Source organism: Streptomyces sp. DSM 120436 (assembly GCF_055778765.1).
Genome location: NZ_JBSKBS010000001.1, coordinates 2,669,888 through 2,690,202, shown reverse-complemented (window position 1 = coordinate 2,690,202; position 20,315 = coordinate 2,669,888). Strand labels below are relative to the sequence as shown.

At 72.0% G+C, this 20,315-nt stretch carries 21 protein-coding genes; 7 read left to right on the top strand and 14 right to left on the bottom strand.

The window, feature by feature from the left end; all coding sequences use genetic code 11:
* Positions 1-77: 77 nt before the first annotated feature.
* Entirely contained in the window at positions 78-1,106 is a 1,029-nt protein-coding gene (locus ACWH4W_RS12465) for an LLM class flavin-dependent oxidoreductase (protein WP_473075809.1), read from the top strand.
* An 84-nt stretch (positions 1,107-1,190) separates the two neighbouring features.
* On the opposite strand, the gene ACWH4W_RS12460 is transcribed toward ACWH4W_RS12465, so the two are convergent.
* On the bottom strand, positions 1,191-1,583 hold the full coding sequence (locus tag ACWH4W_RS12460; RefSeq protein ID WP_473075808.1) for an SCO5389 family protein: 393 nt from the start codon (positions 1,581-1,583) through the stop codon (positions 1,191-1,193).
* Positions 1,584-1,870: 287 nt separating this feature from the next.
* On the opposite strand from ACWH4W_RS12460, the gene nucS reads away from it, so the two are divergent.
* On the top strand, positions 1,871-2,542 hold the full coding sequence (gene nucS / locus ACWH4W_RS12455) for an endonuclease NucS (RefSeq protein WP_473075807.1): 672 nt from the start codon (positions 1,871-1,873) through the stop codon (positions 2,540-2,542).
* A gap of 72 nt (positions 2,543-2,614) precedes the next feature.
* Here the strand turns inward: nucS and ACWH4W_RS12450 are convergent, their stop codons facing one another.
* The 3 genes from ACWH4W_RS12450 to ACWH4W_RS12440 form a co-directional block, all read right to left on the bottom strand.
* Entirely contained in the window at positions 2,615-5,164 is a 2,550-nt protein-coding gene (locus ACWH4W_RS12450) for an ATP-binding protein (RefSeq protein ID WP_473075806.1), read from the bottom strand.
* 260 nt (positions 5,165-5,424) lie between these two features.
* Complete coding sequence (locus tag ACWH4W_RS12445) at positions 5,425-5,748, bottom strand: STAS domain-containing protein (RefSeq protein WP_024884536.1); 324 nt, start codon at positions 5,746-5,748, stop codon at positions 5,425-5,427.
* A 154-nt stretch (positions 5,749-5,902) separates the two neighbouring features.
* Positions 5,903-6,751, bottom strand: coding sequence for a 3-hydroxyacyl-CoA dehydrogenase family protein (locus ACWH4W_RS12440; protein WP_473075805.1), 849 nt, complete (start codon positions 6,749-6,751; stop codon positions 5,903-5,905).
* Between the two features lie 285 nt (positions 6,752-7,036).
* On the opposite strand from ACWH4W_RS12440, the gene ACWH4W_RS12435 reads away from it, so the two are divergent.
* Entirely contained in the window at positions 7,037-7,702 is a 666-nt protein-coding gene (locus tag ACWH4W_RS12435; RefSeq protein WP_473075804.1) for a maltokinase N-terminal cap-like domain-containing protein, read from the top strand.
* A gap of 52 nt (positions 7,703-7,754) precedes the next feature.
* On the top strand, positions 7,755-8,327 hold the full coding sequence (locus ACWH4W_RS12430; protein WP_473075803.1) for a cob(I)yrinic acid a,c-diamide adenosyltransferase: 573 nt from the start codon (positions 7,755-7,757) through the stop codon (positions 8,325-8,327).
* A gap of 105 nt (positions 8,328-8,432) precedes the next feature.
* Here the strand turns inward: ACWH4W_RS12430 and ACWH4W_RS12425 are convergent, their stop codons facing one another.
* Both ACWH4W_RS12425 and ACWH4W_RS12420 read right to left on the bottom strand, forming a co-directional pair.
* Positions 8,433-8,687, bottom strand: coding sequence for a DUF5708 family protein (locus ACWH4W_RS12425; protein ID WP_473075802.1), 255 nt, complete (start codon positions 8,685-8,687; stop codon positions 8,433-8,435).
* A complete protein-coding gene (locus tag ACWH4W_RS12420; RefSeq protein ID WP_473075801.1) occupies positions 8,684-9,277 on the bottom strand; it encodes a hypothetical protein in 594 nt (197 codons plus the stop codon). Before ACWH4W_RS12420 ends, ACWH4W_RS12425 begins: the two co-directional genes overlap by 4 nt.
* A gap of 153 nt (positions 9,278-9,430) precedes the next feature.
* Between ACWH4W_RS12420 and ACWH4W_RS12415 the strand changes: the two genes are divergently transcribed.
* From ACWH4W_RS12415 to ACWH4W_RS12405, 3 genes are all read left to right on the top strand, one after another.
* Positions 9,431-10,621, top strand: a complete 1,191-nt coding sequence (locus tag ACWH4W_RS12415) for a sensor histidine kinase (RefSeq protein ID WP_473075800.1) — start codon at positions 9,431-9,433, stop codon at positions 10,619-10,621.
* A complete protein-coding gene (locus tag ACWH4W_RS12410; protein ID WP_473075799.1) occupies positions 10,621-11,262 on the top strand; it encodes a response regulator in 642 nt (213 codons plus the stop codon). Before ACWH4W_RS12415 ends, ACWH4W_RS12410 begins: the two co-directional genes overlap by 1 nt.
* A 139-nt stretch (positions 11,263-11,401) precedes the next feature.
* A complete protein-coding gene (locus ACWH4W_RS12405; RefSeq protein ID WP_473075798.1) occupies positions 11,402-13,237 on the top strand; it encodes a glycoside hydrolase family 18 chitinase in 1,836 nt (611 codons plus the stop codon).
* Between the two features lie 206 nt (positions 13,238-13,443).
* On the opposite strand, the gene ACWH4W_RS12400 is transcribed toward ACWH4W_RS12405, so the two are convergent.
* From ACWH4W_RS12400 to atpE, 8 genes are all read right to left on the bottom strand, one after another.
* Positions 13,444-13,890 carry a DUF2550 domain-containing protein gene (locus tag ACWH4W_RS12400; protein WP_106412413.1) on the bottom strand — a complete coding sequence of 149 codons (447 nt, stop codon included), beginning with the start codon at positions 13,888-13,890 and terminating at the stop codon, positions 13,444-13,446.
* 128 nt (positions 13,891-14,018) lie between these two features.
* A complete protein-coding gene (locus ACWH4W_RS12395) occupies positions 14,019-14,396 on the bottom strand; it encodes a F0F1 ATP synthase subunit epsilon (protein WP_473075797.1) in 378 nt (125 codons plus the stop codon).
* 131 nt (positions 14,397-14,527) lie between these two features.
* A complete protein-coding gene (gene atpD, locus ACWH4W_RS12390) occupies positions 14,528-15,964 on the bottom strand; it encodes a F0F1 ATP synthase subunit beta (protein WP_473075796.1) in 1,437 nt (478 codons plus the stop codon).
* Positions 15,964-16,881 (bottom strand): F0F1 ATP synthase subunit gamma, encoded by a 918-nt coding sequence (locus ACWH4W_RS12385; RefSeq protein WP_473075795.1) that lies wholly within the window; start codon positions 16,879-16,881, stop codon positions 15,964-15,966. The genes atpD and ACWH4W_RS12385 overlap by 1 nt, the downstream gene beginning before the upstream one ends.
* Before the next feature lie 21 nt (positions 16,882-16,902).
* Positions 16,903-18,492: a F0F1 ATP synthase subunit alpha gene (gene atpA, locus ACWH4W_RS12380; protein ID WP_473075794.1), complete on the bottom strand. Its 1,590-nt coding sequence runs from the start codon at positions 18,490-18,492 to the stop codon at positions 16,903-16,905.
* A 133-nt stretch (positions 18,493-18,625) separates the two neighbouring features.
* A complete protein-coding gene (locus tag ACWH4W_RS12375) occupies positions 18,626-19,441 on the bottom strand; it encodes a F0F1 ATP synthase subunit delta (RefSeq protein ID WP_473075793.1) in 816 nt (271 codons plus the stop codon).
* On the bottom strand, positions 19,438-19,980 hold the full coding sequence (locus tag ACWH4W_RS12370; RefSeq protein WP_106412419.1) for a F0F1 ATP synthase subunit B: 543 nt from the start codon (positions 19,978-19,980) through the stop codon (positions 19,438-19,440). Before ACWH4W_RS12370 ends, ACWH4W_RS12375 begins: the two co-directional genes overlap by 4 nt.
* Before the next feature lie 44 nt (positions 19,981-20,024).
* Complete coding sequence (gene atpE, locus ACWH4W_RS12365; RefSeq protein ID WP_106412420.1) at positions 20,025-20,255, bottom strand: ATP synthase F0 subunit C; 231 nt, start codon at positions 20,253-20,255, stop codon at positions 20,025-20,027.
* Between the last annotated feature and the right edge of the window lie 60 nt (positions 20,256-20,315).

The following is a 20,315-nucleotide window of genomic DNA, read 5'->3' as shown; positions in this document are numbered from 1 at the left end:
CCGTGTCCTCGGCACGTGTCGGGGGGTTATGCCCTGCGGGGGAGCTCCGCGTCGGAGCCAAGGAAGCAGGAAGAGCAATGCGCGTTGGAAGTTTCGTGTTGGCCGCCCGGTTCCCCGGGCAGGGCGAAGGGGAGGCGTTGCACCGCGCGGTCCGCTCGGCCGAAGTGGCCGAGGAGGCGGGGCTCGACACGGCCTGGCTGGCCGAGCACCACTTCGTGCCCTACGGCACCTGCCCGTCCGCCGTCACCCTGGCGGCGCTGCTGCTCGGCCGCACCCGGCGGCTGCGCGTCGGCACGGCGGTCAGCGTGCTGCCCACCGCCCACCCGGTCGCGCTCGGCGAGCAGGCCGCGCTGCTGCACGTCGCCAGCGGCGGACGGTTCTCGCTGGGCCTCGGCCGCGGCGGCCCGTGGGTGGACCTGGAGGTCTTCGGCTCCGGCCTGGAGGCGTACGAGAAGGGGTTCCCGGAGGCGCTCGACCTGCTGCTGCGCTGGCTGCGCGAGCCGTCCGTGGGCGCCGACGGCGAGCGGTACCGGTTCCGCGAGGTGCCCGTCGTCCCCCGGCCCTCGGAGGCGCTCACCGAGACCGGGGGCCCGGAGGTCGTGGTCGCCTGCACCTCCCCCGCGAGCGTACGGCTGGCCGCCGAGCGCGGGCTGCCGATGCTGCTCGGCATGCACGTCGGCGACGAGGAGAAGGCCGAGATGGTCGCCCTGTGGCGGCGCCACGCGCGCGCCGGCGGCCGGCCGTCCGCGGAGATCGACGGCGCGGCCCATGTGTCGGCCGGGGTCTGCCAGATCGCGGACCGGCGCTCGGACGCGGCGGAGACCCTGCTGAAGGCGATGCCCGGCTGGCTGAAACAGGGGCTGGAGGCGCATGTGACGGTGGACGGCCGCGAGCGCCGGATGCGCGACCCGCTGGCCTACACCGAGCTGCTGTGCGGGCTGCACCCGGTGGGCACCCCGCGGCTGTGCGCCGACCGGCTCGCCGCGACCAGCGAGCGGACCGGCATCTCCCGCTTCGCGCTGCTCGTCGAGGGCTCCGGCGACCTGGCCGCGACGGAGGAGAACGTACGGCGGCTCGGGACCGAGGTGCTCCCCCGACTCACCTGACCGGTAAGGATGTTCCAAGGACGCTTGCCGCCCCGGTACAGACCGCACCTCCCGCGTACGGAGCGGCAAGCCATCGATGGAGCGTCAGCAGTCGCGCAGTTCCGGCGACTGGTTGAGCAGTTGGCCGCGCACCGAGGTGAAGCGGGCGAGCGTCTCGTCGACCGAGGAGTCAAGCGGGAACACGGCCACCCGGTGGCAGTTCTGGAAGGCCAGCCGCACACCGAAGTGCCGTTGCAGCGCACCGCGTATCGCGTCACTCGCGAGCGCACGCAGCAGCTGACCGCGTGCCTGCTCGTCCGGCGGGGGCGTCTGGTTGTCGGCGAAGGCTCCGCCGTCCACCTTCAGCTGGGCCACCAGGGAGCTGATCATCTCCCACGCGAAGGGCAGGGAGGTCCGGACGCAGTCGACGAAGGCAGCTTCGTCGACCTCGCCTCGCTCGGCCTGTTCGAGTAGGGCCGGTGAGACGTCGAGCGACATGGGTTCTCCTCTCGCACCCCCAACACTCGGGGGTTGCCTGACAGATAAGGGAGTGCGCGAGAACGGCACGCTGCGTACACAGATCGCGACCTCCCGTTGAATACCGTAAGCAACGGACGGTGACCGCACCAGGAGAACGGGCGGATGCGGAACTTCCTGTGGGCCGGTAATCGGCCATCGCGGAACACGCGTTTTCCAGGAGATACAGGACGCGCCCCACGGGTCACGCGTGGCCCCTGTGAGGGCGGATCGCGTCCACCCCGGCCGGTCGAGTAGCGTTGCCGACCATGCGTCTCGTCATTGCCCGCTGCTCCGTGGACTACGCCGGGCGGCTCACCGCGCACCTGCCGTCCGCACCTCGTCTGATCCTGGTCAAGGCGGACGGCAGCGTCTCGATCCATGCCGACGACCGGGCCTACAAGCCCCTCAACTGGATGTCGCCGCCGTGCACCCTGAAGGAGGGCACCGGCGAACAGGAGGGCGTCTGGACCGTCGTCAACAAGGCGGGCGAGAAGCTCATCATCACGATGGAGGAGATCCTCCACGACTCGTCGCACGAACTGGGCGTCGATCCCGGCCTGATCAAGGACGGCGTGGAAGCACACCTCCAGGAGCTGCTCGCCGACCGCATCGAGACCCTCGGCGAGGGCTACACCCTGATCCGCCGGGAGTACATGACCGCGATCGGACCGGTCGACATCCTGTGCCGGGACGCCGAGGGGCGGACCGTCGCGGTGGAGATCAAGCGGCGCGGCGAGATCGACGGCGTGGAGCAGCTCACCCGCTACCTGGAACTGCTCAACCGCGACCCGCACCTCGCGCCGGTGCGCGGCATCTTCGCCGCCCAGGAGATCAAGCCGCAGGCCCGGGTGCTCGCCACCGACCGGGGCATCGGCTGCCAGGTCCTCGACTACGACGCGCTGCGGGGCATCGAGGACGACAAGCTGCGCCTGTTCTGAGCGACGGGCCGCGACGGCACGCCGGGGGGCCGGGTTCCGCGGGGAACCCGGCCCCCCGGCGTGCGCGGCGGGTCAGATGAGCGGCTCGGCGTCGCCGGGGACGCCCGGGTCGGTGCCCGGGTCGGTGCTCTGGGCGGCGCTCGTGGAGGCCTCGACGGGGGCGGAGGAGGCCGTGTCGCTGGCGGAGACGCTGGTGGACGGCTCCCCGGGCGTCGTGGTGGGGGTGTCCGTGGGGGGCTCCTCGGGGTCCGTCGGCGGCTCCTCGGGATCCGTGGGCGGCTCCTCGGGATCCGTCGGGGGCTCCTCGGGATCCGTGGGCGGCTCCTCGGGGTCCGGCGAGGTGGACGGCTCGGTGCTCGGCGACACCGACTTCGTCGGTTCGCCCGACTCCGTGCCGCCGGTGTCCTCGTCCGACGGCTCGTCGGACCCGGTGGCCGTCGGCGTCGGGTCGTCCGCGGTGCCGGGCGTGCCGTCCGGGCCGGGGTCGGAGGGGCGGGCGGGGGCTTTCCCGGTGTCGTCCTGATCGCCCGACGCCGGGTCCGCGTCGAGGCTCCCGTCGTCGACGCCCTGGCTCGCGGAGGGGTTCACCCCGACGTTCTCCGAGGGCGTCTCGGCGTCGTTGCCCGACGTCGCGCCGAGGGTGACCACGGTGCCCAGGACGGCGACGAGCAGGGCGCCCGCGCCCGCCGCGACCAGGTTGCGCCGGGCCAGGCCCTTGAGGCCGCCGGCGACGCGCCCCTTGGCCGGCCGCGGGGCCGCCGCGGCCGGCACCGGAGGGGAGACGACCAGACCGGTGTCGGCCGGGGGCTGGAGGTCGGGGAAGGCCATCGGCGCCCCGCGGGGCGGGGACGCCGGCTCCTCGACGTGCGCCGCGGGCACCTCCTCGGCCACGGTCGGCGCGAGCGCGAGCGGCACGCCGGAGCGGTCGGCGACGAGGGCCAGCGCCCTGCGGCCCGCGACCGTGCCGCGCTTGTCGGCGAGGACGCCGCGCAGGCCGATGGACGCCTCCAGTTCGGCGCGCGCCCGGTCGAGCTGTCCGGCGCACAGCGCGTGGATGCCCAGCTCGTGGTGGAAGTAGGCCTGTTCGCCCACGTCCCCGGCGATGCGGGCGGCCTCCGCGCCGGCCCGCAGCGCCCGCTCCCAGGCGCTCCAGTGGAGTCCCGAGGCGAAGGCGGGCGCGGCGGTGCGGGCGAGCTGCACGGCGGTGCTGGGCTCGTCGGCGGTGCCGGGGCCGAGGGGCGTCAGGGCGGTGAGCGCGGCGAGGACCGCGTCGGACTCGGCGCAGACGCGTTCCGGGGTCACCGAGGGGTGCCCGGTCCACCAGGCGTAGTGCCGCGCGGCCTCGCGGATCCGGATGCCGGCGTCGTCGGCGTAACCGGCGGCCTCCAGCTGGGCGGGGACGCCGGCGGCGAGCCGGTAGCGGGCGCCGACCGGGGAGACGAGGCCGCAGGCGACCAGTTCGCCGAGGGCGGCGTCGGCATGGGTGTCACCCACCAGGGCGGGCAGGTGCGCCTGGTGGGGCACCTCGCCGCCGAGCGCGACGGCGAACTCCAGGGTGGCGCGGGCGGAGGCGCTGAGCCGGGAGGCGAGCAGCGGGGCGGGCGCGGCGGCCTCGCCGAGGGAGGGCAGCGGCACCTCGTCGCCGTCGGCGGCGGGGTCGTAGGGCGCCTCGTCGGGCCGTACGTCCTCGAAGACGCCGAACTCGTCGACGGCGACGGCGCCGGCCCGGAGCCGGTCGCGCTGCCGGAGCAGGGCGCCGGCCTGGACGAAGCGCAGCGGCAGGCCCTCGGACTCGAACCACAGGTCGCCCGCCCAGGTGGTCTCCTCGTCGGTGAGGCTCCGGCCGACGGCGTGCCCGAGCAGGTCGAGGCCGGCCGCGCGGTCGAGGCCGGACAGCTCGACGTCCTCGACGCCGGCGTCGGCGGAGGGGGCGGCCACGTCCGGGGTGACGGCGAACAGGAAGGCGCACTCGGGGGTGGCGTCCAGCAGCTCGTCGAGGGCGGCCCCGCCGAACTCCAGGTCGTCCAGGACGACGACGGCGCCGATCTCGCGGACGCGGTCGAGCAGTTCGTCCCGGTCGGGGCGGTGCAGGGGCGCGTCGTGAGCGGCGTGGAAGAGGTCGTGCAGGAGGTCGTCGGCGGAGCGGCGGTGGCCGCTGAGGCGGAGGACGCCGTCGGGGGCGAGGTCGGCGCAGTCCTCGGCGACGACGTCGAGCAGCCGGGTGCGGCCGGAGCCTCCGGGCCCGACCAGACGCACGGAGCGGCCGCGGGCGAGCAGCCGCACCAGGCGCTCCCGCTCCTCCTGGCGGGCCACCAGCGGCAGTGCGGGCCGCTCCGGACCCGGAGGGGCGGGCGGGACGGCGGCGCGCCCCGCCTCGGCGCGCTCGGCCTCGGTGCGCTTCGCGGGCCGGCCGGGCAGCTCGGCGGGCGGGCAGGGCTCGATCTCGCTGCCGTCGACGGGGTTGACGGTCAGCAGGAAGTCGCCGGAGACGAGTCGCACCGTGCGGGCGGGCGCGGGCGTGTGCTGTCCGAAGTCGGAGGTGAGGGACTCCCTGGGAGGGCGCGGGCGCGGCGCGTCGCCGCCGCGGCCGTACTCCTCGGGTCCCGTGCGGTTCGGGTCCATAGGTCCTAGCCCCCAAAAGCGTCGTGGCTGAAGCCCTCGCCGGCCTCGCTGCACACCGCGCTGTCGCTTCTGGTCCGGGCCCGCTCGAGGGTTACAAGGCAGCGGGCAGCCGAACCCTAAACCTTCGGTCAGTATCCACGACAGCCCGGGGTGCCGGGGCGTCCGAGTGGTCACGGTCTCGTGAGGATTGTGCGTGCGGCGCGGGGTTCGCGGGCGTGGGCCCGGCTTCTCCCGCTCGTCCGTCGTGCACCCGTACGCCCTTACACGCGGGGCAGCGTGTCCACCCCGATGCCCCCCTCGATCGCCAGGATGCGGTGCAGCCGGGTGGCCACCAGGAGGCGCTGCATCTGCGGCGGTACGTCGCGCAGCACCAGGCGCCGGCCGCAGCGGCCGGCCCGCCGGTGGGCCCCCATGATCACCCCGAGTCCGGTGGCGTCCCAGGAGTCCAGTTCGGACAGGTCCAGCACCAGGTCGCCGGCTCCGTCGTCGACGGCCGAGTGAAGGACCGTACGGGCGTCCGCCGCGCTGCGGACGTCGAGGCGGCCCCCGACGACCAGCTCGGCGTGGTCGCCCCTGATGTGCATATGCGCTCCCCGTGATGCGTGGTGTGCTCCGCGGTGTCCTGTCGGCCGGTGTCGCACACTTCTGACGGTGTGACGACCGCGGAGGTTGCCGGCTGTGAGCGAACCGATACCGAATTCACCCCGGCGTGTGATGCACGCCGGGGTGTGCGCGGTCTCAGTGCCCGTAGAAGCCCTGCCCGCTCTTGCGCCCGATGTCACCGGCGTCAACCATCCGGCGCATCAGCTCGGGAGCCGCGAACTTCTCGTCCTGGGACTCGGTGTAGATGTTGTCGGTGGCGTGCAGCAGGATGTCCACGCCGGTGAGGTCGGCGGTGGCCAGCGGGCCCATGGCGTGGCCGAAGCCCAGCTTGCAGGCGAGGTCGATGTCCTCGGCGCTCGCCACGCCCGACTCGTAGAGCTTGGCGGCCTCGACGACGAGGGCGCAGATGAGGCGGGTGGTGACGAAGCCGGCCACGTCGCGGTTGACCACGATGCAGGTCTTGCCGACCGACTCGGCGAACTCCCGCGCCTTGGCGAGGGTTTCGTCGCTGGTCTTGTGGCCGCGCACCAGCTCGCAGAGCTGCATCATCGGCACCGGCGAGAAGAAGTGCGTGCCGACGACCCGCTCGGGGCGCTCCGTCACGGCCGCGATCTTGGTGATCGGGATGGCGGAGGTGTTGGAGGCGAGGACGGCGTCCTCGCGCACCAGCTTGTCGAGCGTGCGGAAGATCTCGTGCTTGACCTCGAGCTTCTCGAACACGGCCTCGACCACGACGTCCGCGTCCGCGCAGGCGTCGAGGTCGGTGGTCGTGGTGATCCGGGCGAGGGCGGCCTCGGCGTCCTTCTCCTCGAGCTTCCCCTTGGCGACGAACTTGTCGTACGACGCCTTGATCCCGTCCGTGCCCCGCGTCAGCGCCTCGTCGGTGACGTCGCGCAGGACGACGTCCCAGCCCGCCTGTGCGGAGACCTGGGCGATGCCGGACCCCATGAGTCCGGCCCCGATGACGGCGAGCTTGCGTGCCACTGTGCGACTCCCCTGATACGCGCTGTCCATGTTCTCCAGGAGCGGACATTAGCGGGCGTGAGGGGCCCTGTGACCGGTAAGTAACGCGCGTCACGTCTCACATGACGGACATCACACCGGCGGCAGGCGCGGCGGACCCGACGGACCGTCAGGTCGCGCACGCCCGCCGTCTCCCGGGCCCCGCACGCCGGAGGGGGCCGGGACCTGGCGGAAAGCCGTCGCGCCGGGGCGCCGCCGGTGCGAGGGTGGGGCCCGGTGTCCGCCCGTCGAAGAGGAGAGCCCGGGATGTCCGTGATCCACCGCACCACCCTCCGGCCGGCCAAGCTGGAGCTGCTGGCCGGCTGGCTGCCCACCCGGCCCTGGTACCACGGCGGTCCGGGCGGACCGCGGCTGAGCAAGGCGGGCGGCTTCCGGCTCGACGACCCCGAGGGCGAGGTCGGCATCGAGCTCATGGTGGTCCGGGACGACTCCGGCGACGCCCCGGCCGTCTACCTGGTGCCGCTCGCCTACCGCGGCGCGCCGCTCGACGGGGCGGACGCGGCCCTGCTCGGCACCGCCGAGCACGGTGTGCTGGGCCGCCGCTGGATCTACGACGCCTGCCACGACCCGGTGGCCGTCGCCGAGTTGGCGGCGCTGGTGGAGGGCCGCGCCCAGCCGCAGGCGCAGAGCGTGAGCGACGCCCCGGACCATGAGGTGACCCGCGCCCTGGCGGGCGAGGGACCGGTGCCGGCGGAGTTCCCCACGGTCGTGGACACCGAGGAGCACACCGAGCTCACCGCGCCGGACGGCACGGTGCTGCGCGTGCTGCGCACCCCGCACCCCGCCCCGGACGGCGTCCCGCGGGCGGAGCCGGGGGCGGCGGGCCACGTCGCCGGGGCGTGGGACGCGGCGGACGGCACCCGCGTCCAGGGCCTGCTGGTGCTGCTGCTCACCCCGTCGCCCGCGCCGTGACAGTGCGCACACGGGTGTCCTGAAGCCGCCGGCGCCTCACTAGGCTGGCCTCATGGTCAACCTGACACGCATCTACACGCGGACCGGCGACAAGGGCACCACCCACCTCGGGGACATGAGCCGGGTCGCCAAGACCGATCTGCGGATCTCCGCCTACGCGGACGCCAACGAGGCGAACGCGGTGATCGGCACGGCGCTCGCCCTGGGCGGGCTCCCGGACGAGGTGGCCGCGGTCCTCACCCGCGTGCAGAACGACCTGTTCGACGTGGGCGCCGACCTGTCGACGCCGGTGGTGGAGAACCCGCAGTACCCGCCGCTGCGGGTCGAGCAGTTCTACATCGACCGGCTGGAGGAGGACTGCGACCGCTTCAACGAGCAGTTGGAGAAGCTCCGGTCCTTCATCCTGCCGGGCGGCACGCCGGGCGCGGCCCTGCTGCACCAGGCGTGCACGGTGGTGCGCCGGGCCGAGCGCTCCACGTGGGCGGCCCTGGAGGCGCACGGCGAGACGATGAACCCGCTCACCGCGACCTACCTCAACCGCCTGTCGGACCTGCTGTTCATCCTGGCGCGGATCGCCAACAAGGAGACGGGCGACGTGCTGTGGGTGCCGGGCGGCGAGCGGTAGGGCCGGTCCGGCGGACCATGCCGGGACGCGGGGCCCGGCGGTGCGCAGGGTGCGCCGGCCGCCGCGCGGGGCGATCGGCTGCGCGGCCGCCCCACCGGACCCCGCTCACCCGGGCCGCGCAGCGCCGCCGGTCTCCCCGGCGTCATCCGCCCGACGGGCCTGACGGGGCCGCCCGGCCGCTCCGGTCAGCGCGCGGAAGACGCCGAGCAGCGTCTCGGCGGCCCCGGCGCACATCAGCACCACCCCCGCCTTGGCGGGCGTCACCACCGGCACGTCCACCTCCCCGGCGTACCGCCACAGCAGCAGCCCGGCGCCCGCGGTGAGGGCGCCCGCGAGCATGTTCCGCGACGCCCTGCTCATCGGACCGCCTTCTCCCGGTCCGCGCGGCCGTCCGCGTCCGGGGCGGACTCCCCCTGTCCGGGGGGCGTCTTCTTCGGCCGGAGCCAGTAGCTGAGGGCGATCACGCCGTGGATGCCGGCCGCCCGCCAGGCGGTGGCGCGCCAGGACTCCAGGGAGGTGACGCGGCCCGGGTCGCCGACGTACCAGATGGCGAGCTGGAGCAGCACGGTCGCCACGACGGCGGCGGTCAGCGTGCCCAGCCACACCTTGGTCTCGTGCCGGGCGCGGGCCGGGCCGTAGCGCGGTGGCCGCACCAGCGGGCGGCCGTCGAGGCGGTGCGCCGCGTGCCCGTCGAGCCACTTCACGGTGCGGTGGCCGTGGCCCGCCGTGTAGCCGATGTAGAGCGCGGCGAGCCCGTGGGTCCAGTTCGGCTCGGCGCCGTTCCTCAGGTCCCACGCGGTGGCGACGAGCAGCACGACCTCCAGCACCGGCTCGCACAGCAGCAGTGCCAGGCCGGTGCGGGGCATCCGCAGCAGGTAGCGGAAGGCCAGGCCGGCCGCCAGCAGCACCCAGAACCCGATCTCGCAGGCGATGATCAAGGCGACGATCACGGTTCGCTCCTCTCGGTCACCCCTCCAGGCTTCCGTGCGCACCGGCTCCGCGCGTCGTCGCGGCCGACGAGTCCGCGGTACATCGAAAGATGCAGTCCAGGACCGGCCCCGGGGATCAGGCGCACGCCGCGCGCACCGTGTTGGATGGGGTCCATGGCCGCACCACCCCTCCGCCCGCCCCGCTTCGACGTCTCGGTCGCGCTCGCCGGGCTCCTGGGCGGGCTGCTGCTGTGGGGGTTCGGGCTGGGCGTGCGGCCGGACCACGACCCGATCGTGCTGTTCGGGGGCCGCTGGGCGCTGCTGGTGCCGCTCGGCGTGACGGCCTGCTGCGAGCTGCTGCGCCGCACCGCCCCGCGCACCGCGCTGGCGGCCGGCACGCTGGCGCTGGCCGCGGACACCCTGACGCAGGGCAGCATCGCCACGATCGTGATGTACACCGACCTGATGTACGCCGCCGTCGTCTACGGCTCCCCCGCGCTCGCCCGCCGCCTGCCGTGGATCACCGGGGTCCTCACGCTGGCGGCGATGCTGGTGCCGTACGCCGCGTGGCGGGTGCCCGAGGCGCTGCTGATCGGTCTGGTGGTCGCCGCGATCGCCTTCGCGCCCGCGTCGACCGGTCTGATCGTGCGCAACCACCGGGACGCCGCCGACGCCGCCCGGCTCCAGGCGGAACAGACCGCGCTGCTCGCGGAGATGGACCGGGTCCAGGCGGTCACCTCGGAACGTTCGCGCATGGCGCGGGAGTTGCACGACCTGGTGGCCAACCACCTCTCCGCGATCGCCATCCACTCCACCGCCGCCCTCTCCCTGGACGACCCGGCCACCTCCAAGGAGGCGCTCACGGTGATCCGGGAGAACAGCGTCCAGGGCCTGTCCGAGATGCGACGGCTCATCGGCATCCTGCGCGACGGCGCCGACGACCGGGAGCCGGCCGCCACCCCGACGCTCGACGGCCTCGCCGACCTGGTCGACAACGCCCGCGCCAACGGCCTCGACGTAGCCCTGGACGCCGAGCCCGGCCCCGTGTCCGCGCCCGTCGAGCTGGCCGCGTACAGGATCGTGCAGGAGTCGCTGACCAACGCGCTGAAGCACGCCGCTCCGGGCCGGGTGACCGTGTCCCTGTGCCGTTCCTCCGACACCCTGGAGATCCTGGTGAGCAGCCCTTACGGCGACCGCGACGGCCCGCGCGCACCGGGTTCGGGGGCCGGTCTGGTGGGGATGCGGGAGCGGGCGGCCCTGCTGGACGGTTCCTTCGCGGCGGGCCCGGAGGACGGCCCCGAGGGCACGCTGTGGGTGGTGCGGGCCGCCCTTCCGGTCACCGACGTCGAACAAGGAGAAGCCTGATGATCCGGGTCCTGGTCGCCGAGGACCAGTCCGCCGTCCGCGCGGGACTGGTGCTGATCCTGCGCAGCGCGCCGGACATCGCGGTGGTGGGTGAGGCGGCGGACGGCGAGCAGGCGGTGGCACTCGCCCGTGAACTGCGCCCGGACGTGGTGCTGATGGACGTGCAGATGCCGCGCCTGGACGGGGTGTCGGCGACCCGGAGGGTGGTCGGGGAGAACCTGGCGGACGTGCTGGTGCTGACCACGTTCGACCTGGACGAGTACGTGTTCGGGGCGCTGCGGGCCGGTGCGGCCGGGTTCCTGCTGAAGAACACGGAGGCGAAGGACCTCATCACCGCGGTGCGCACGGTGGCGGGCGGCGAGGGGATCGTCGCCCCGGCGGTGACCCGGCGGCTGATCGCGGAGTTCGCCGCGCGGCCCGCCCGGCCGGTGAGGGCCGACCCGTCGGTGCTGGACGCGCTCACCCGGCGGGAGCGCGAGGTGCTGTCGTGTCTCGGGGAGGGGCTGTCGAACGCCGCCATCGCGGAGCGGCTGGACATGGCCGAGGCCACGGTGAAGACTCACGTCAGCCGCCTGCTGGGGAAGCTGGAGCTGCGCAGCCGGGTGCAGGCGGCGGTGCTGGCGCAGGAGTTGGGCATCTGAAGACCTTTCGAAGGTTTAGAACGCGAACACCACTCCCACTGGTCCAGACCTATTGACCCGTGGTCCAGACCTTTCTATTCTCGCCGCACCGTGGGCACGAAGGCTCAGTCGTGCCCCTCTCCCCAGAAGGAGGCGCGGCATGCGCTTCAGACACAGAGTCGCGGCCGGGATCGCGACCCTCGTGCTCCCCTTCGCCGGCCTCGTCGGCCTCGCGAATCCCACCCAGGCGGCGACGGCGGCGACGGCGGCGACCGCCACGTACGTCAAGACCCAGGACTGGGGCTCCGGCTTCGAGGGCAAGTGGACGCTGAAGAACACCGGCACCACGACCATCAACTCCTGGACCCTCGAGTGGGACTTCCCCTCCGGCACGAAGGTCACGTCCGCCTGGGACGCCACCGTCACCAACTCGGGTGACCACTGGACCGCCAAGAACCTCGGCTGGAACGGCACCCTCGCCCCCGGGGCGTCGGTCAGCTTCGGCTTCAACGGCAGCGGCTCCGGCGCCCCGTCCGGCTGCAAGATCAACGGTGGCAGCTGTGACGGCGGCTCGGAGATCCCCGGTGACGAGGCCCCGTCCGCGCCCGGCACCCCGACCGCGTCCAACATCACCGACACCTCGGTGAAGCTGAACTGGACGGCGGCCACCGACGACAAGGGCGTCAAGAACTACGACGTGCTGCGCGACGGCTCCCGCGTCGCCACCGTCACCGGCACCTCCTACACCGACACCGGCCTGTCCAAGGGCACCGACTACTCCTACAGCGTGCAGGCCCGGGACACCGCCGACCAGACCGGCCCGGTCAGCGGCTCGGTCCGGGTGCGCACCACCGGCAACACCGAGGAGCCCCCGCCCCCCGGTGACAAGATCAAGCTCGGCTACTTCACCGAGTGGGGCGTCTACGGCCGCAACTACCACGTCAAGAACCTGGTGACCTCGGGCACCGCCTCGAAGATCACCCACATCAACTACGCCTTCGGCAACGTCAAGAACGGTCAGTGCACCGTCGACGACACCTTCGCCGCGTACGAGAAGGCCTACACCGCCGACCAGTCCGTCAGCGGGCAGGCCGACACCTGGGACCAGCCGCTGCGCGGCAACTTCAACCAGCTCCGTCAGCTCAAGGCCAAGTACCCGCACATCAAGGTGCTGTACTCCTTCGGCGGCTGGACCTACTCCGGCGGCTTCGGCCAGGCCGCGCAGAACGCCGCCGCGTTCGCCCGCTCCTGCAAGCAGGTCGTGGAGGACCCGCGCTGGGCCGACGTCTTCGACGGCATCGACATCGACTGGGAGTACCCGAACGCCTGCGGTCTGACCTGTGACACCAGCGGCCCGGCGGCCTTCCGCACGCTGTCCCAGGCGCTCCGCGCCGAGTTCGGCCCCGACTACCTGGTCACCGCGGCCATCACCGCCGACGGTTCCGACGGCGGCAAGATCGACGCGGCCGACTACGGCGGCGCCGCCCAGTACCTCGACTGGTACAACGTGATGACCTACGACTACTTCGGCGCCTGGGACAAGGCCGGACCCACCAACCCCCACTCGCCGCTGACCTCGTTCAACGGCATCCCGAAGGAGGGCTTCAACTCGGCCGCCGCGATCGCCAAGCTGAAGGCGAAGGGCGTTCCGGCGAGCAAGCTGCTGCTCGGCATCGGCTTCTACGGCCGCGGCTGGACCGGCGTCACCCAGTCCGCCCCCGGCGGCACCGCCACCGGCCCGGCGCCCGGCACGTACGAAGCGGGCATCGAGGACTACAAGGTCCTCAAGACCGCCTGCCCCGTGACCGGCACCTTCGCCGGCACCGCCTACGCCCACTGCGGCACCAACTGGTGGTCCTACGACACCCCCGCCACCATCAGCTCCAAGATGGCGTGGGCCAAGGCCCAGGGCCTGGGCGGCGCCTTCTACTGGGAGTTCAGCGGCGACACCAGCAACGGTGAGCTGGCGGCCGCCGTGGACGCCGGCCTGAGGTAACCCCTCCCGCCCCTGAGAAAGCGATCGCCCCTCCTCCCGGCCGGGAGGAGGGGCGATGTGCTGGAACGGAGGATCAGGCGACGTTCACCCTCCCCCAACAGCTCCGCTGCCAGGGGGAGGGGCCCTGAACGCCGCTACGCGACGTTCACCCTCCCCCAACAGCTCCGCTGCCGGGGGGACCCCCACCAGCGGGGCCCTGAACGCCGCTACGCGACGTTCACCCGCTGTCCCGGAGGCGCCGCCTCCAGCCAGGCGAGGAAGCCGGTCAGCGCGTCCTCGCTCATCGCGAGCTCCAGACGCGTGCCCTGGTGCAGACAGGCGAGGATCACCGCGTCGGACAGCAGCGCCAGCTCCTCCTCGCCCTCCGGGACGCGGCGGCCGGCCACCTCGATCGCGGAACGCTCCAGGACGCGGCGGGGACGCGGGGCGTAGGAGAAGACCCGGAACCACTCGACCCGGTCACCGTTGTAGCGTGCCACCCCGTACGCCCAGCCCTTGCCGCCGGCGTCGCCCTTCTCGGGCGCGTCCCAGCGCAGGCTGCAGTCGAAGGTGCCGCCGGACCGCTGGATGAGGCGGCGGCGCAGGCCGAAGACGAAGAGCCCCACCACCACGAGGGCCACGACGATTCCGCACACAGTCAGAGCGAGGACCATCGACACCGACCTCCTCGTCTCCTAGGTAACGGAACGGAAAAATCATCCAGATCTGCCTCAGCCGCGACCGGCTCCGGATCGCTCCGGTGCCGGCCGCGGCTGAGTGACGTCATCGCACCTCGTCGGGGTCAGCGCCCCGCCGTCGCCGCCCGGAGGCGGACATCCGCACGGCGCTGGGCCTCGGCGTCGTTCTCCGCCTTGGCGCGGGAGAGCTCCTGCTCCACCGTCTTGACGTCGATCTCCTCCGCCAGCTCGGCGGTCTCCGCGAGCAGCGACAGCTTGTCGTCCGCGAACGAGATGAATCCGCCGTGCACCGCGGCGACGACCGTTCCGTCCTCGGGCGTACGGATGATCACCGGGCCCGACTCCAGCACACCGAGCAGCGGCTGGTGACCGGGCATGACGCCGATGTCGCCGGACGTGGTGCGCGCGACGACCAGGGTGGCCTCGCCGGACCAGACCTCTCGGTCGGCCGCGACCAGCGCGACGTGCAGCTCAGCAGCCAAGGTGGCTCCTCGGGTCACCACCCGGCGGTAGTGCCGGGTGTTGGTTACAAGTCTAGTGGGCGTGGCAGAGGGGGCGGGACGCGCCCGCCCCCTCAAGGGTGAGCCGTTCGGCTCACGTCAGAGCGCGGGGGTCAGGAGACGCCCAGCTCCTTCGCGTTCTTCTTCAGGTCCTCGATGCCACCGCACATGAAGAACGCCTGCTCCGGGAAGTGGTCGTACTCGCCGTCGCAGATCGCGTTGAACGCGGCGATCGACTCGTCCAGCGGCACGTCCGAACCGTCCACGCCGGTGAACTGCTTGGCGACGTGGGTGTTCTGGGACAGGAAGCGCTCCACGCGACGGGCACGGTGGACGACGAGCTTGTCCTCCTCGCCGAGCTCGTCGATACCGAGGATCGCGATGATGTCCTGCAGGTCCTTGTACTTCTGCAGGATGTTCTTCACGCGCATGGCCGCGTCGTAGTGGTCCTGCGCGATGTAGCGCGGGTCCAGGATCCGGGACGTCGAGTCCAGCGGGTCCACGGCCGGGTAGATGCCCTTCTCCGAGATCGGACGGGAGAGCACCGTCGTCGCGTCGAGGTGGGCGAAGGTGGTGGCCGGGGCCGGGTCGGTCAGGTCGTCCGCGGGGACGTAGATCGCCTGCATCGAGGTGATCGAGTGACCACGGGTCGAGGTGATGCGCTCCTGGAGGAGACCCATCTCGTCGGCCAGGTTCGGCTGGTAGCCCACCGCGGAGGGCATGCGGCCGAGCAGGGTCGACACCTCGGAGCCGGCCTGGGTGAAGCGGAAGATGTTGTCGATGAAGAACAGCACGTCCTGCTTCTGCACATCGCGGAAGTACTCCGCCATGGTCAGACCGGCCAGGGCCACGCGCAGACGGGTGCCCGGGGGCTCGTCCATCTGGCCGAAGACCAGCGCGGTCTTGTCGATGACGCCCGACTCGCTCATCTCGTCGATGAGGTCGTTGCCCTCACGGGTGCGCTCACCGACGCCGGCGAACACCGACACACCGTCGTGGTTGTTGGCGACGCGGTAGATCATCTCCTGGATGAGCACCGTCTTGCCCACGCCGGCGCCGCCGAACAGGCCGATCTTGCCGCCCTTGACGTACGGGGTGAGCAGGTCGATGACCTTGACGCCGGTCTCGAACATCTCGGTCTTCGACTCGAGCTCGTCGAAGTTCGGCGCCTTGCGGTGGATCGGCCAGCGCTCGCCCGTGTACTCCGCGTCGACGTTCAGCACCTCACCGAGGGTGTTGAACACCTTGCCGGTGGTGAAGTCGCCGACCGGCACGGAGATGGAGGAGCCCGTGTCGGTCACCGGGGCCTGACGGACCAGACCGTCGGTGGGCTGCATGGAGATGGTGCGGACCAGGCCGTCACCGAGGTGCTGCGCGACCTCGAGGGTCAGCGTCTTGAGCTCGCCCTCCTTGGCCGGGTCGGCGACCTGGACGTGCAGGGCGTTGTAGATCTCCGGCATGGCGTCGACGGGGAACTCCACGTCGACGACCGGGCCGATGACCCGGGCGACGCGGCCCGTAGCCGTCGCGGTCTCAACAGTGGTGGTCATTAGTTGTCACTCCCCGCGTTCGCGTCGGCCAGGGCACTGGCGCCACCGACGATCTCGCTGATTTCCTGGGTGATTTCGGCCTGGCGGGCCGCGTTGGCAAGACGGGAGAGCGTGTTGATCAGCTCGCCCGCGTTGTCGGTGGCCGACTTCATCGCGCGCCGCGTGGCGGCGTGCTTCGAAGCGGCCGACTGGAGCAGCGCGTTGTAGATCCGGCTCTCCACGTACCGCGGCAGCAGCGCGTCGAGGACGTCCTCCGCCGAGGGCTCGAAGTCGTACAGCGGGAGGATCTCGCCCTTGTCGGCGGTCTCCTCGGCCACCTCCTCGAGCCGCAGCGGCAGCAGCCGGGAGCCGACCGCCGTCTGCGTCATCATCGAGACGAACTCGGTGTAGACGATGTGGAGCTCGTCCACGCCGCCGTCCGCCGTCTCCGTCTGCAGCGCCTCGATCAGCGGCGCCGCGACCTTCTTGGCGTCCGCGTAGGAGGGCTCGTCGGTGAAGCCGGTGAACGTCTCCGCGATGGTGCGCTCGCGGAAGTTGTAGTGGGCCACACCGCGGCGGCCGACGATGTACGTGTCGACCTGCCTGCCCTCGCGCTCCAGGCGCTCGGTCAGCTGCTCCGCCGCCTTGATGGCGTTGGCGTTGAAGGCGCCGGCCAGGCCGCGGTCGCTCGTGAGGAGCAGGACCGCGGCACGGGTCGGGTTCTCCGCCTCCGTGGTGAGCGGGTGCTTGGTGTCCGACCCGGTTCCGACCGCCCTGACCGCGCGGGTGAGTTCCTGCGCGTACGGCGTGGAGGCCGCCACCTTGCGCTGCGCCTTGACGACGCGCGAGGCGGCGATCATCTCCATCGCCTTGGTGATCTTCTTGGTCGCGGTGACGGATCGGATGCGACGCTTGTAGACCCGGAGCTGAGCTCCCATGAGTCAGGTCCCTTCCTTACGTCACTTGGCGGCGGACGGGGCGTCCTCGCCGAGCAGCTTGCCGTCGCTCGTCTCGAACTGCTTCTTGAACTCGGCGATCGCGTCGGCCACGGCCTGCAGGGTGTCGTCCGACATCTTGCCGCCCTCGCGGATGGAGGTCATGAGGCCCTGCTCCTTGCGGTGCAGGTACTCCAGGAGCTCCTTCTCGAAGCGGCGGATGTCGGCGACCGGCACGTCGTCCATCTTGCCGGTGGTGCCGGCCCAGACGGAGACGACCTGGTCCTCGGTCGACATCGGCTGGTACTGGTCCTGCTTCAGCAGCTCGACCATGCGCTGACCGCGCTCCAGCTGCGCCTTGGACGCGGCGTCCAGGTCGGAACCGAAGGCGGCGAACGCCTCCAGCTCACGGAACTGGGCGAGATCCACGCGCAGACGGCCGGAGACCTGCTTCATCGCCTTGTGCTGCGCGGAACCACCGACTCGGGAGACGGAGATGCCGACGTTCAGCGCGGGGCGCTGACCGGCGTTGAACAGGTCCGACTCCAGGAAGCACTGGCCGTCGGTGATGGAGATGACGTTGGTCGGGATGAACGCCGAGACGTCGTTGGCCTTGGTCTCGACGATCGGCAGACCGGTCATCGAACCGGCGCCCATGTCGTCGGAGAGCTTCGCGCAGCGCTCCAGCAGACGGGAGTGCAGGTAGAAGACGTCACCCGGGTAGGCCTCACGGCCCGGCGGGCGGCGCAGCAGCAGCGACACGGCGCGGTAGGCGTCGGCCTGCTTCGACAGGTCGTCGAAGATGATCAGGACGTGCTTGCCCTCGTACATCCAGTGCTGGCCGATGGCCGAGCCGGTGTACGGCGCCAGGTACTTGAAGCCGGCCGGGTCGGACGCCGGGGCGGCGACGATGGTCGTGTACTCCAGCGCGCCGTTCTCCTCCAGCGCGCGGCGGACCGACGCGATGGTGGAGCCCTTCTGGCCGATGGCGACGTAGATGCAGCGGACCTGCTTCTTCGGGTCGCCGGTGCGCCAGTTGTCGCGCTGGTTGATGATCGTGTCGACGGCCAGCGCGGTCTTGCCGGTCTGGCGGTCGCCGATGATCAGCTGACGCTGACCACGGCCGATCGGGGTCATCGCGTCGACGGCCTTGTAGCCCGTCTCCATCGGCTCGTGCACCGACTTGCGCTGCATGACCGTGGGGGCCTGCAGCTCGAGGGCGCGGCGGCCCTCGGTCTCGATCTCGCCGAGGCCGTCGATCGGGTTGCCGAGCGGGTCGACCACACGGCCGAGGTAGCCCTCGCCGACGGCGACGGACAGCACCTCGCCGGTGCGGGTGACCGGCTGGCCCTCCTCGATGCCGCTGAACTCACCGAGGACGATGGCACCGATCTCGCGCTCCTCGAGGTTGAGGGCGAGGCCGAGGGTGCCGTCCTCGAACTTCAGCAGCTCGTTGGCCATGGCCGAGGGCAGGCCCTCGACCTTCGCGATGCCGTCACCGGCCAGGGTGACCGTACCGACCTCCTCGCGCGAGGCCGCGTCCGGCTTGTACGACTGGACGAAGTTCTCCAGCGCGTCCCGGATCTCCTCCGGCCGGATCGTGAGCTCCGCCATCTGAGTTCCCTGCTCTCCTTGTTGGGCCCGAAGTTTCACTTGGGGGGGATGGGGACTCCCCCCTACAGGAGGTGAATCCTCTGCACGGCCCAACCAGGGCCGTAAGTACGTACTGCTATGAAGAATGTGGTGCTCAGCCCGCCAGCCGGCGGCCCGCGTCCTCGAGCCGGTCGGCCAGGGAGCCGTTGATGACCTCGTCACCGACCTGCACCCGCATCCCGCCGATGACCGTGGGGTCGACGTCGAGGTTGAGGTGCATGCGGCGCCCGTAGAGCTTCGCCAGGGCGTCGCCCAGGCGCTGCTTCTGCCGGTCGCTCAGCGGCACCGCGGAGGTGACGACGGCCACCGTGCGGTCCCGGCGCTCGGCGGCGAGCTTGGACAGGGACTCCAGTCCCGACTCCAGGCTACGTCCCCGCGGCGCGGTCACGAGGCGCGTCACCAGACGCACCGTGGCCGCGTGCGCCCGGCCGCCGAGCAGGCTGCGCAGCAGCTCGCCCTTGGCGGAGGCGGTGGCGGACCGGTTGGTGAGGGCCGCGCGCAGCTGGGTGTCGGAGGAGACGATCCGGCCGAACCGGAACAGCTCGTCCTCGACGCCGTCGAGCGCGCCCGCCTTCTGGGCGGCCGTGAGGTCGCTGGCGTCCGCCAGCTCCTCCAGCGCGTCCACCAGGTCGCGCGACTGCGACCAGCGGGAGCGCACCATGCCCGCCACCAGGTCCACGGCGGTGCCGCTGACCTGCGTGCCGAGCAGGCGCCGGGCCAGATCGGCCTTGGCCTCTCCGGGCTGCGCCGGGTCGGTGAGGACCCGACGCAGCGACACCTCGCGGTCGAGCAGCGCGGTGACGGCGGCCAGCTCGTCGGCGAGCACCGCCGCGTCCACGGACGTGGAGTCCGTCAGCGCGTCGAGACGCTCACGTGCGGCTGCCAGGGCCTCGCGGCTCGCTCCGTTCATCGTGCGGCCTCTGCCTTCTGGTCGAGCTCGTCGAGGAAGCGGTCGATCACACGGCTCTGCCGGGCGTGGTCCTCGAGGGACTCGCCGACGAGCTTGCCGGCCAGGTCGGTGGCGAGCTTGCCGACGTCCTGGCGCAGCGCGGACGCCGCGGCCTTGCGGTCGGCCTCGATCTGGGCGTGACCGGCCGCGATGATCTCCTCACGCTGGCGCTGGCCTTCCGCGCGCATCTCGGCGATGAGCGCGGCGCCCTGCTCCTGCGCCTCCTGGCGCAGGCGCGCGGCCTCGTGCCGGGCTTCGGCGAGCTGAGCCTTGTACTGCTCCAGCACGCTCTGGGCCTCGGTCTGAGCCGCCTCGGCCTTCTCGATCCCGCCCTCGATCGCCTCACGACGCTCTTCCAGAACCTTGTTGATGTTCGGGAGGAGCTTCTTGGCGAGGAAGCCGAAGACGATGACGAAGGCGAGCAGGCCGATGACGAGCTCGGGAATCGGCGGGACGAGCGGGTTCTGCTCCTCAGCCGCGATATGAAGCAGTGGGCTCATATCAGAGTGCCTTTCGTCTAGTGACCCGGTCGTGGATCAGGTGATTACAGGCCGTAGACGAACGGCATGACCAGGCCGATGAGGGCGAGCGCCTCACAGAAGGCGAAGCCGAGGATCTGGTTGGCGCGGATCAGGCCGGCGGCCTCGGGCTGGCGGGCGATGGCTTCGGTGCCCTTACCGAAGATGATGCCGACGCCGATGCCGGGGCCGAAGGCGGCGATGCCGTAGCCGATGGAAGCGATCGAGCCGGTCACGGCGGCGAGGGTCTGGGACATGCCAGTTCTTCCTTTTCTTCACGGTTTCCGATGGGGGTGGGCCATCGGACGACTGGGGCG

Excerpts from the sequence above, each read along its gene's own strand:
- ACWH4W_RS12465 (WP_473075809.1), top strand. The coding sequence starts at position 78 with ATGCGCGTTGGAAGTTTCGTGTTGGCCGCCCGGTTCCCCGGGCAGGGC.
- ACWH4W_RS12460 (WP_473075808.1), bottom strand. The coding sequence starts at position 1,583 with ATGTCGCTCGACGTCTCACCGGCCCTACTCGAACAGGCCGAGCGAGGC.
- nucS (WP_473075807.1), top strand. The coding sequence starts at position 1,871 with ATGCGTCTCGTCATTGCCCGCTGCTCCGTGGACTACGCCGGGCGGCTC.
- ACWH4W_RS12450 (WP_473075806.1), bottom strand. The coding sequence starts at position 5,164 with ATGGACCCGAACCGCACGGGACCCGAGGAGTACGGCCGCGGCGGCGAC.
- ACWH4W_RS12445 (WP_024884536.1), bottom strand. The coding sequence starts at position 5,748 with ATGCACATCAGGGGCGACCACGCCGAGCTGGTCGTCGGGGGCCGCCTC.
- ACWH4W_RS12435 (WP_473075804.1), top strand. The coding sequence starts at position 7,037 with ATGTCCGTGATCCACCGCACCACCCTCCGGCCGGCCAAGCTGGAGCTG.
- ACWH4W_RS12430 (WP_473075803.1), top strand. The coding sequence starts at position 7,755 with ATGGTCAACCTGACACGCATCTACACGCGGACCGGCGACAAGGGCACC.
- ACWH4W_RS12425 (WP_473075802.1), bottom strand. The coding sequence starts at position 8,687 with ATGAGCAGGGCGTCGCGGAACATGCTCGCGGGCGCCCTCACCGCGGGC.
- ACWH4W_RS12415 (WP_473075800.1), top strand. The coding sequence starts at position 9,431 with ATGGCCGCACCACCCCTCCGCCCGCCCCGCTTCGACGTCTCGGTCGCG.
- ACWH4W_RS12410 (WP_473075799.1), top strand. The coding sequence starts at position 10,621 with ATGATCCGGGTCCTGGTCGCCGAGGACCAGTCCGCCGTCCGCGCGGGA.
- ACWH4W_RS12405 (WP_473075798.1), top strand. The coding sequence starts at position 11,402 with ATGCGCTTCAGACACAGAGTCGCGGCCGGGATCGCGACCCTCGTGCTC.
- ACWH4W_RS12400 (WP_106412413.1), bottom strand. The coding sequence starts at position 13,890 with ATGGTCCTCGCTCTGACTGTGTGCGGAATCGTCGTGGCCCTCGTGGTG.
- atpD (WP_473075796.1), bottom strand. The coding sequence starts at position 15,964 with ATGACCACCACTGTTGAGACCGCGACGGCTACGGGCCGCGTCGCCCGG.
- ACWH4W_RS12385 (WP_473075795.1), bottom strand. The coding sequence starts at position 16,881 with ATGGGAGCTCAGCTCCGGGTCTACAAGCGTCGCATCCGATCCGTCACC.
- atpA (WP_473075794.1), bottom strand. The coding sequence starts at position 18,492 with ATGGCGGAGCTCACGATCCGGCCGGAGGAGATCCGGGACGCGCTGGAG.
- ACWH4W_RS12375 (WP_473075793.1), bottom strand. The coding sequence starts at position 19,441 with ATGAACGGAGCGAGCCGCGAGGCCCTGGCAGCCGCACGTGAGCGTCTC.
- ACWH4W_RS12370 (WP_106412419.1), bottom strand. The coding sequence starts at position 19,980 with ATGAGCCCACTGCTTCATATCGCGGCTGAGGAGCAGAACCCGCTCGTC.
- atpE (WP_106412420.1), bottom strand. The coding sequence starts at position 20,255 with ATGTCCCAGACCCTCGCCGCCGTGACCGGCTCGATCGCTTCCATCGGC.